The sequence below is a fragment of the Arthrobacter sp. M2012083 genome (assembly GCF_000281065.1).
In the GTDB taxonomy this organism is placed as follows: domain Bacteria; phylum Actinomycetota; class Actinomycetes; order Actinomycetales; family Micrococcaceae; genus Arthrobacter.
Genome location: NZ_AKKK01000024.1, coordinates 1 through 8,685, shown reverse-complemented (window position 1 = coordinate 8,685; position 8,685 = coordinate 1). Strand labels below are relative to the sequence as shown.

Here is an 8,685-nt window from a genome sequence, read left to right as displayed (position 1 = left end):
TGGCGTGGTCGCTCCGGAAGGCATTCCCAGCGACCACGCCAGCCAGTCCCAACCGGTGCCCGGAAACACTCCAATAACGCCGATAATCTACATTATGTAAAGTAAAGCCGTGATTGGACCCCACTGCCGCGTGATGGCACCCTCCTCCGCCCGCTGAGGGCGTCGACGTCCCACACGGGCACCAACCCTGAAAAGCTTGGGCATGAGACTAGCTGAACGCCTTTACTGTTCAGCTCCAATATTGACAAATCAGTTCAATTCAACTGGTGAGGTAATTCAGCTGGTCAGGTAATTCAGGGGAATTTTCAGACCTATTCATTGACGAATTTCCTCCCGCCTTGCAGTACCCAACCGTTGGGCGGTTTGCAACACAAACAGGTGGGCGTTCCCTCAAGGAAACGCCCACCTGGCCTTTTATGAAAGATGTCTAATCGGAAGGCTTGGCACTGGAGCGTCGGCGTGCAACCACTACTGACGTGGCACCTGCCGCCAGGACGCCTGCCCCAGCCAGCCCCCAAACAATCAGGCCGGAATCAGCAGCCACCTTCTCCGGCCCCGCTGCTGCATGAGTGTCCGTGACACTGGAGACAGCAACGATATCGGAAGCATCGTTGCCGTTTCCCCCGCCATTGCCGTTGTTGCCGCGTCCGTGGTTGCCGTTGTTTACAGCCACCCGTGCAGAGCGAGTGACTCCGGACTCCGAGCCAACGGCAGTGATCATGTAGCTTCCGGCGTCTTTGAAAGTGACGCTTGTAGAGATGGCGCCATTACCATCAGCGGCAACGCTGAAGCTCGCTGGAGCGCTCCCCTGCGGGCCGCCCCGCTTCTCAAATGTGATGTTGACGGTTTCGCCTGGGATGTATCCACTGGCGGAGAAGGTGATGGATTCACCGCGGTCAATCGTGCCGTCCGAGACGGTTCCTTGCTCATTGCCTGGTGCCGGGTAGGTGCCGGCTACGGCTGGTGCAATACCAGCGAACATGACTGTTCCCGTAACCATGAGAGTTGTGATGGTCTTTTTCATTTGTTTCCCTTGAGATAAATTAGGAAATTTACGTTTATGACGGAGTAATCCGCTACGCAAATAACTTGTGGAACCCCCATATGCAATAGCAATCGAAACGATATCACGCAGGTGTTGCATCGACAAGGAAAGGTGGAACGGTTACAAAGGCTTAATCTCTAGTTAACTTGACACAACGATCTCACTTTCTCCGTACTTCATACAATATTTATGACACTATCAACAGCCGCTGTGACAAGCAGGGTTAGCCCCAGTCATGTGCTCGATCGGGCCGGGAACCAAAAAGGATGCCCATCCGGTCATCCGGACAGGCATCCCTGTTGTTGTTCTGCGCCGCCGGACTTTCGGGCGGCTGCGAGCATTGTTATTGGGCCTGATGTTCTCCGGCAATGTTGACCAGCCAGCCGATGCCGAATTTGTCTACGCACATTCCGAACGCGTCACCCCAGGGCGCCATCTCCAGCGGGACCGTAACGGTGCCGCCGTCGATCAGTTTGTCCCAGTACCCGCGGAGTTCCGCTTCATCCGCTGAGTCGCCGCTCAGGGAGACTGAAATGTTGTCACCGGGGTTGTACTCCATGCCGTTTGGCGTGTCAGCGGCCATCAACGTCAATCCACCTGGAGTTTCCAGCATTGCGTGCATGACCTTGTTGGCCTCCGCCGGATCTTCGCTGGCCTGGTAGTCGCCGAAAGTGCTGATGTTAAGTTCGCCGCCAAAGACGGATTCGTAGAAAGTGATTGCATCGCGCGCGTTATCCCGAAATGAAATGTACGGGTTGAGGCGGGTTGTCATTGGTCAGTTCTCCTCATTGTTGTGATGGTCGCACGTCACCGTGCGGCAATGTTAACAGCGCCTACCGGCGCCTGTCCCCCACGGCTTCGGCCGCGCGCCCGTGGAACCATAAACAGGTGGAAAACCTCTGCATCTGTTGCTCCTCAGGGACGCCGGGAACTGCTTGTCCCCTGTCAGAGGCTAGTATTGTGAGATCGCCCATACAACGCCCGACGGCGAAACGGCCTACCGCTCACCCGGCACCACGCGTCGTGGTGATGGGGCGGGTCAGCCGCCTGCCAGTCCCCCGATATGCGTATCCGACTCACCAAGCCCACGGTGTTGGCCTCACTGTCCTCGATGAAGAATGTTTTTCCTTGAGGAGCGAAGGCAACTAGGTACTATTGATTTCCACCCACTGCGAACGCCACTCCGGGGCCTCGAATGACTCACTCCAGTACGCGGTCTCCTTGGCAATCCTGCGATCGCGAAATTCGAAGATGAAGACTGTTTCATAGGCGGGTCCTCCGTAGTCCAGCAGCGCCTCAGCCACCACCAGGTTGCCACCGCTGAGCAGACGCCGGGGTGTGATGGTGGGCAGCTGCGGAAAAGCGTTGTAGATGCCCCTGCGATTCTCGGCACCGCGTACCACTTCCCCGGATTGGGGCCAATGCATCACGGCGTCGTCGTGGAACAGCTCATCCATGACTTCGATGCGGCGATTGTTGATGCAGTGGATCAGCCGCTTAACGATTTCTTCGTTGGCGTCCTGTTCATTGAAGCCTTGTTCACTGACTATTTGTTCAGCCATGATCGGCATTGTCCTCTTGGGGACCGGATTACGCCATGGCTTGCGCTTCCAAAATCAGTTTTCTTGATGAGGCGACGTGCTCTCGTCGATTCCACACCACTCCGCGATGAACAAGGCGATGCTCTTGGTGATCCGTCGGATCGATTCCACAGAGACCCGCTCGTCAAACCCGTGGATCGATTCTGAAACCGGGCCGTAGACCAGCGTGGGAGTGTCCGCGTAGAGGGTGAAAACCCGTCCGTCGAGATAGCCTGGGGTGGTGAAGGTGTCCAGTTCAGTGCCGAACACCTGTGCGTGGGTACGCTCCAGCAAAGCTTCGGCGTCGCTCCCCGGTTCCAATACGTAACCTTCGGCGAAGAAGCCTGTTTTGGTCGGAACTGCACTAATAGGCTTCTCTCCGCCACCAAGGTTGGCCAAGCATTCCTGAAGTTCACTCCAGGCTCGATCGGCACTGATCCCCGGGTAGACCGCCGCGCGAACGTCGAACTCACACCAAGCCGGCACACTGGAGGGCCAGTCTCCCCCAACTATGCCGCCGAAGTTGAAGTTGATGGGGTGGTCCAGATCTTCAAAGTAGCGGTGGTTGGCCCGCTCTGTGTTCCACTTCTCTTCCACTTCCCTCAGCGCGGCAATGGCTGTGTAGGCGGCGTCGATCGCGTTGAAACCCGACCCCATTTCACGCGGATGCGTGGGCTTTCCGGATACCCGTACCTTGAACCACAGGACACCAACGTTGGCCCGCACCAACATGTCCTCCTCAGGTTCGGGAATGACGACGGCGTCGGCCCGGTAGCCGCGCATCAGGGCCGACAGTGATCCATTGCCGGTGCATTCTTCTTCCACCACCGACTGGAGGTGAATCCGCCCCGCGGGGTCGAAGCCGGCAGCACGAACGGCGTCGAAAGCGAACAGGTTCGCCGCGAGCCCTGCCTTCATGTCACCTGCGCCGCGGCCATATAACCAGCCGTCAATGATCGGGGCATCCCAAGGGGAACGAGACCACATTTCGGCCGGGCCTTCCGGAACGACGTCAACGTGGCCGTTCAGGATGAGTGACCGCCCTGTCCCAGAGACGGGCTGGTACGTGCCCACAACGTTCGTGACATTCTCGTATGAAACGGTCACTGCTCCGTGCCCCGAATGGGTGGAAAGCTCCCCCGCGTCCAGTTCCCATTGGTCCATCGCCAAGCCCCGGGCAGCCATGGCTGCATGGAGAAGTTCCTGCGCGCTGCCCTCCTTGGTGCGGAGCGAGGGGTGTTTGACGAGTTCCTGGGTGAAGGAAAGTTGGGCGTCAAAGGCGGCATCGACGGCGTCGAGGATTCGCTGGGATTGTTCGTCGGTGATCATATTCGGTTTCCTTGGCTATGGTGTCAGGCTGTCCGGGGCCCCTAGTTGTCCTGTACCAGGCGCTTGTCCTCCACGCGCAGGCGCTCCCCGAGGAAGCCGCCCACCGCGGTAAGCAGCGAGATGATGACCAAAATCAGGGCAGCGCCCCATGACTGGTTGCCGGACACTCCGAGCATGGCGGTGGCGAGCAAGGGCATGAAGCCGCTGGTAGCACCGGCGATGTTATAGCCCAGGGCGACTCCGGAGTACCGCAGCTTCGGTGGGAACAGCTCGGTCAGCAGGGCACCGTTGACGGCGTATGCGATGGCAATCAGCATGATTCCAACGGTGATCGCAAGGGTGATCAGCAGTGGCGACTTGGTATCGATCATCGCGAACAAAGGGAAAGCCATGATTGCACTGGCAATGCCGCCCCACATGGTGACCTTGCCGGGGCCGATCTTTTCGGCCAGTCGTCCCATGAAGAAGGTAACCACGATCTGTGCCACAGCAGCTATCAGGGTGGCGTTAACCATGACGTTGCGGTCCATGCCGAGGGTGTTCGATCCGTAGCTCACGACGAAGGTGGTGATCATGTAGAAGCCACCAACACCAAGCAACGCGGCGAGGACTGCCACTACCAATCGGCCGCTGGCATGCCGGAAGACTTCGAACGCCGGAACCTTGGACGTCTCGCCCATGGACACCAAGTCCTTGAAGATCGGAGATTCTTCAACCTTGAGGCGAATCCAGAGTGCAACACCCAGCATGGGGAAAGCCAACAGGAACGGAATACGCCAGCCCCAGGCATCGAAGGCCTCAGACGGGAAGAGCAGGACCAGGGAGAAGGCGCCGGACGCGAGCAGGGTGGCAACGGGAGATCCTACCTGGACGAGAGCTGCATAGCGGCCGCGCTTTTCGGCGGGGGCATGCTCGACGGCCATGGTTACCGCGCCACCCCACTCACCGCCGACAGCCAATCCTTGGACAAGGCGTAGCACCGCCAAGAGGATGGGCGCCGCCAAGCCGATGCTGCCGAAGTCGGGAAGCAAGCCGATGAGTGCGGTAGCAACGCCAATCATCACGATGGTGATGAGCAGTGCTGGGCGGCGTCCGAACCGGTCGCCGATGTAACCGAAGATCATGGCGCCCAGCGGCCTGGCAGCGAAGCCGACGCCAAACGTGGCAAAGGAGGCCAGCAAGGCAGCGGTTGGGTCCATGTTGGTGAAGAACAGCCGGTTGAAAACCAGTGCTGCAGCGGTGCCGAAGAGATAGTAGTCGTACCATTCCAGCGCGGTGCCAACGAAGGCGGCCCGGGCAATTTTTCCGGCGTCCTTGCCGGAGATAACCGGAGGGGCGCCCTCGGAGGTAGGAACGGGATGTGAGGTGGTCACGATGTGAGCCTTTCGAACGGGTGGAGTGTAGTTCGCATACAACCGCCGGGATGCCTCCGGCCGTAGGTTGGGGAGTTATCTACGACACTAGGTCAGTGAGAACGCACTCATCAATGACAATATCCACCCGCTTTGCTGCGGCTATTTGTGCAAAATCACAATGCCTTAGTTTTCTCGTCATAGCCACTCAGGGCTACCAGCGCCAGTGCCGCTTCCTCAGGAATGGTGAGGTCCAAGCCAATGACTTGCTGCAAGCTGTGCAGCCTATTAACGGTGGTATTTCTGTGGCAGTAGAGCTCCTCCGAGGTTTCCTTGATGGAGCCGGTTCGTCCGTAAATGCGGGCAACCTGGAGCAGCCGCTGGCGTTCGTGGGGTGTGCACCGGTTCAGGGCTTCGGTAACGTGAAGGGAAAACCCCGGGAGTGTTTGCTCCAAGAGCGCGGAGGCGATGGCCATCCAGGTATTCTCCACCGTTGCCAGACCGACGCCTGAACCCCCCTGGTTTGCCAGTACCAGTGCGGCCGAGGCGGCTGAGGGCACTCCACCCAGTCCCCGGACATCCGGCACGTGCCCGGCCGGAAAATCCGGTCCGGCCTCCCGCCAGCTCCTGCCCTTTCGCTGCTTACGGAAGATGTATAGGGCTCCGGCGTTCTCGTAAAGGAACGCTCGGGAGTCTGACTCGAATTGGCGCTGGGCCTGAGCGATGTTGCCTGCGGCTACACCCAACACTTCAAAAGTGTCGGTGGCCTGCACGCCCAATGCCGCAGCCATGTCGTTAACCTCGGCTGCGGCCGCTGCATCGCTATGGATGCCTACATCGCTGGTGGCGCTTATATTGCTGTTGAATAGGCGCGACAAGATTCGCTGACGGTAGAGCTGCTTATTGCGGGTCAGCCGCGCCTCCTCCTCGGCGTACGCCTGCTGGATACTGCTGACGTATCCTTCCACGGTATCCAGGACCCGGGTCATATTGGCCACCAGCAGGGCGATTCCGGACTCCCCTGCAACTCGCTCCAGCCCCTTCCAAAGGACGCGGAAGTCATTCCGTATGGCCTCCAGGAAAGCATCAAGCGGGACTCCCTGGCTGGCCCGGCGTCTCGCAACATCACGGGGCAGGGTCTGCAAGTCCAGCGGTAGTTCCATTCCGGCCATCTGGAACAAGAACAGATCCATGGTGTCCTCTGCCGTGCGGTAGACGTCCTCCTCCGGTACCAGTGCTTGTCCGTAGGAGATGTCGGCGAAGCGTTTCAGGAAGTCAGCGACCAGCAGCGCCCGTTCCGTCCACAGGCGTTCGATCAGGCTGGTCCATTCCGGCTCGGTTGACGGCGGCGGGTTGAAGACCCGGGAGCGGGCGGAAAGGGAACCAGCACTTTCGGGTAGATGAGGGACCATGGTTCGATTTTAGGCAAACGCCCAAGTTTTGTCTGCAAGACGGCGTCTTTTGTCCATTGAAGTCGCCATTTTTCCAGCGTTGAATGGGAGTCGGCCCATACGCTCCGGAAATCCCGGGCCCTATCAAAGAGGATTCATGCTCGTAGATCTCCTGATCCGCAATGCCCACATCCTGACGCAGGATCCCGACCGCCCCATAGCTGAGAGCCTGCTCATTCACGACGGCAAAGTACTTGATGTCGATCCCGATGCCGGCATGGCTGCCCGCGCCGCCCGGGTCATTGACGCCGCGGGCGCTACGATCGTCCCGGGCTTCAACGACGTTCATGCACATAGCGTGTGGTTCGGACTGGGCCTCATGGAAGCAGGGCTCGGGACGGTGGAAAGCCTGGAGGACGTCTACGACGTCATCGCGGAAGCCGCAGCCGCGCTGGAACCCGATGAATGGGTGGTCGCCTCCGGCTTCAGCCCGCTCCTTCTCGACGGCCAGCAACCTGACCGCGATCGGCTGGACGCCGCTGCCGGCGGACGTCCCGTGTGGATCAAGCACTCTTCCGGCCACGCCTGCACGCTCAATGGAGTGGCGTTGGCCTTGATCGAGGCCGACGGTGCAGACTTTGGAGCCGGGATCGACGGCGGCGCGGTGGTTAGAGGCCAGGATGGCCGTCCCACAGGACTCCTGGAAGAGAATGCCATGCGGCTGGTCCAGGACCTCCTGCTGCCCTATCCGTTGGAAACCATCGAACGCGCCTTGGACCTGGCTACATCCCATTACTTGACGGAGGGAATCACGAGCGTCACTGATGCGGGAATTGCGGGTGGTTGGATCGGGCATTCGCCCCAAGAATTCGCGGCCTATCAGAACGCCAAGGACAAGGGTCTCCTCAGCGTCAGGATGCAGCCGATGATCGTACTCGATGCCCTGCACCCGTTGCAGGGTCATACAGCGGATTCAGTGACCAGCGGGCTGGACACCGGTATACGTACGGGCCTTGGCGATGATTGGCTCCGATTGGGCCCCGTCAAGATCTTCAGCGACGGTTCGCTACTCGGCAGCACGGCTTATGTCACCGAAGATTATGTCGGCTGCACCCACAACCATGGCTATCTTCAGATGGACGCGGCGAAGCTACGCGAAACGGCGCTCAAGGCTTACAGTGCCGGCTGGGCAGTCGCCATGCATGCAATTGGCGACCATGCAATCGACCATGCAATCGACATCCTGACAGAAGCCCAGGACACCTTCGGCCTAAACTCCCTGCCCAACCGCATCGAGCACGGAGGCGTTGTCCGACCCGAGCAGCTGGACCGGATCGCCTCGGCCGGGATTGTGCTGGTGCCCCAACCGCACTTCATCACTGAGTTCGGAGATGGGATGGCCCGCTTGCTCGGACCGAAACGCATACCGTGGTCCTACCCGGGCAAGAGCCTGCTGACACGTGGCGTGGTTTTGCCTGGCAGCTCAGACCGGCCTGTCTCCAACGGACGCCCCCTCGATGTCATGCAGTCCTTCGTGGAGAGGCTGACACCATCCGGGGCGGTCTACGGTCCTGCCGAAAGGATCACAGCCGCAGAGGCACTGGCCGCCTACACAACAGGATCGGCTGCAGCTACGGGCGCCGAGGGCGTGAAAGGCCGCTTGTCCCGCGGCTACTTGGCTGACCTCGCGTTCCTCGACCAAGACCCCACCAAAGTGGTCCCCTCAGCCATCGGAGCCATCCAGGTCCTGGCAACCATGGTGGGCGGGGAAATCCGCTTCGGTGCGGATGCGTTTCCTCCTCGCATCCGAACTGAAGAGCTAGAACCCGCGCTGAGCACTTCATCCAGCACTGACAGCTAAGGAAACACCATGAGCAGAACTTATTCCGACTTCCTCGATGACTTCGCGGCAATGTCCTCCTTTGGCTCCACGGACGGTGGAGGCGTGGACCGGCAGGCGGGCACTGCCGAGGACCACGGCACCCGCC

7 protein-coding genes are annotated in these 8,685 nt (G+C 59.7%); 1 reads left to right on the top strand and 6 read right to left on the bottom strand.

What is annotated here, in order from left to right; translation table 11 throughout:
• Nucleotides 1–427 precede the first annotated feature (427 nt).
• The 6 genes from A477_RS0112230 to A477_RS0112205 all read right to left on the bottom strand — a co-directional run bounded on the left by A477_RS0112230 (nt 428) and on the right by A477_RS0112205 (nt 6,718).
• Entirely contained in the window at nt 428–1,024 is a 597-nt protein-coding gene (locus A477_RS0112230) for a hypothetical protein (protein WP_017199279.1), read from the bottom strand.
• Nucleotides 1,025–1,388: 364 nt separating this feature from the next.
• Nucleotides 1,389–1,817 carry a VOC family protein gene (locus tag A477_RS0112225; protein WP_017199278.1) on the bottom strand — a complete coding sequence of 143 codons (429 nt, stop codon included), beginning with the start codon at nt 1,815–1,817 and terminating at the stop codon, nt 1,389–1,391.
• A gap of 373 nt (nt 1,818–2,190) precedes the next feature.
• Nucleotides 2,191–2,607 carry a nuclear transport factor 2 family protein gene (locus A477_RS22290; protein ID WP_237715794.1) on the bottom strand — a complete coding sequence of 139 codons (417 nt, stop codon included), beginning with the start codon at nt 2,605–2,607 and terminating at the stop codon, nt 2,191–2,193.
• A 54-nt stretch (nt 2,608–2,661) separates the two neighbouring features.
• Nucleotides 2,662–3,954: an ArgE/DapE family deacylase gene (locus tag A477_RS0112215; RefSeq protein ID WP_017199276.1), complete on the bottom strand. Its 1,293-nt coding sequence runs from the start codon at nt 3,952–3,954 to the stop codon at nt 2,662–2,664.
• A gap of 41 nt (nt 3,955–3,995) precedes the next feature.
• On the bottom strand, nt 3,996–5,327 hold the full coding sequence (locus A477_RS0112210; RefSeq protein WP_017199275.1) for an MFS transporter: 1,332 nt from the start codon (nt 5,325–5,327) through the stop codon (nt 3,996–3,998).
• Nucleotides 5,328–5,482: 155 nt separating this feature from the next.
• A complete protein-coding gene (locus tag A477_RS0112205) occupies nt 5,483–6,718 on the bottom strand; it encodes a helix-turn-helix domain-containing protein (protein ID WP_017199274.1) in 1,236 nt (411 codons plus the stop codon).
• Nucleotides 6,719–6,854: 136 nt separating this feature from the next.
• Between A477_RS0112205 and A477_RS0112200 the strand changes: the two genes are divergently transcribed.
• The gene (locus A477_RS0112200; protein ID WP_017199273.1) at nt 6,855–8,558 is read left to right on the top strand and encodes an amidohydrolase; all 1,704 of its coding nucleotides are present in this window, start codon (nt 6,855–6,857) and stop codon (nt 8,556–8,558) included.
• Nucleotides 8,559–8,685 lie beyond the last annotated feature (127 nt).

Excerpts from the sequence above, each read along its gene's own strand:
- A477_RS0112230 (WP_017199279.1), bottom strand. The coding sequence starts at position 1,024 with ATGAAAAAGACCATCACAACTCTCATGGTTACGGGAACAGTCATGTTC.
- A477_RS0112215 (WP_017199276.1), bottom strand. The coding sequence starts at position 3,954 with ATGATCACCGACGAACAATCCCAGCGAATCCTCGACGCCGTCGATGCC.
- A477_RS22290 (WP_237715794.1), bottom strand. The coding sequence starts at position 2,607 with ATGGCTGAACAAATAGTCAGTGAACAAGGCTTCAATGAACAGGACGCC.
- A477_RS0112200 (WP_017199273.1), top strand. The coding sequence starts at position 6,855 with ATGCTCGTAGATCTCCTGATCCGCAATGCCCACATCCTGACGCAGGAT.
- A477_RS0112225 (WP_017199278.1), bottom strand. The coding sequence starts at position 1,817 with ATGACAACCCGCCTCAACCCGTACATTTCATTTCGGGATAACGCGCGC.
- A477_RS0112205 (WP_017199274.1), bottom strand. The coding sequence starts at position 6,718 with ATGGTCCCTCATCTACCCGAAAGTGCTGGTTCCCTTTCCGCCCGCTCC.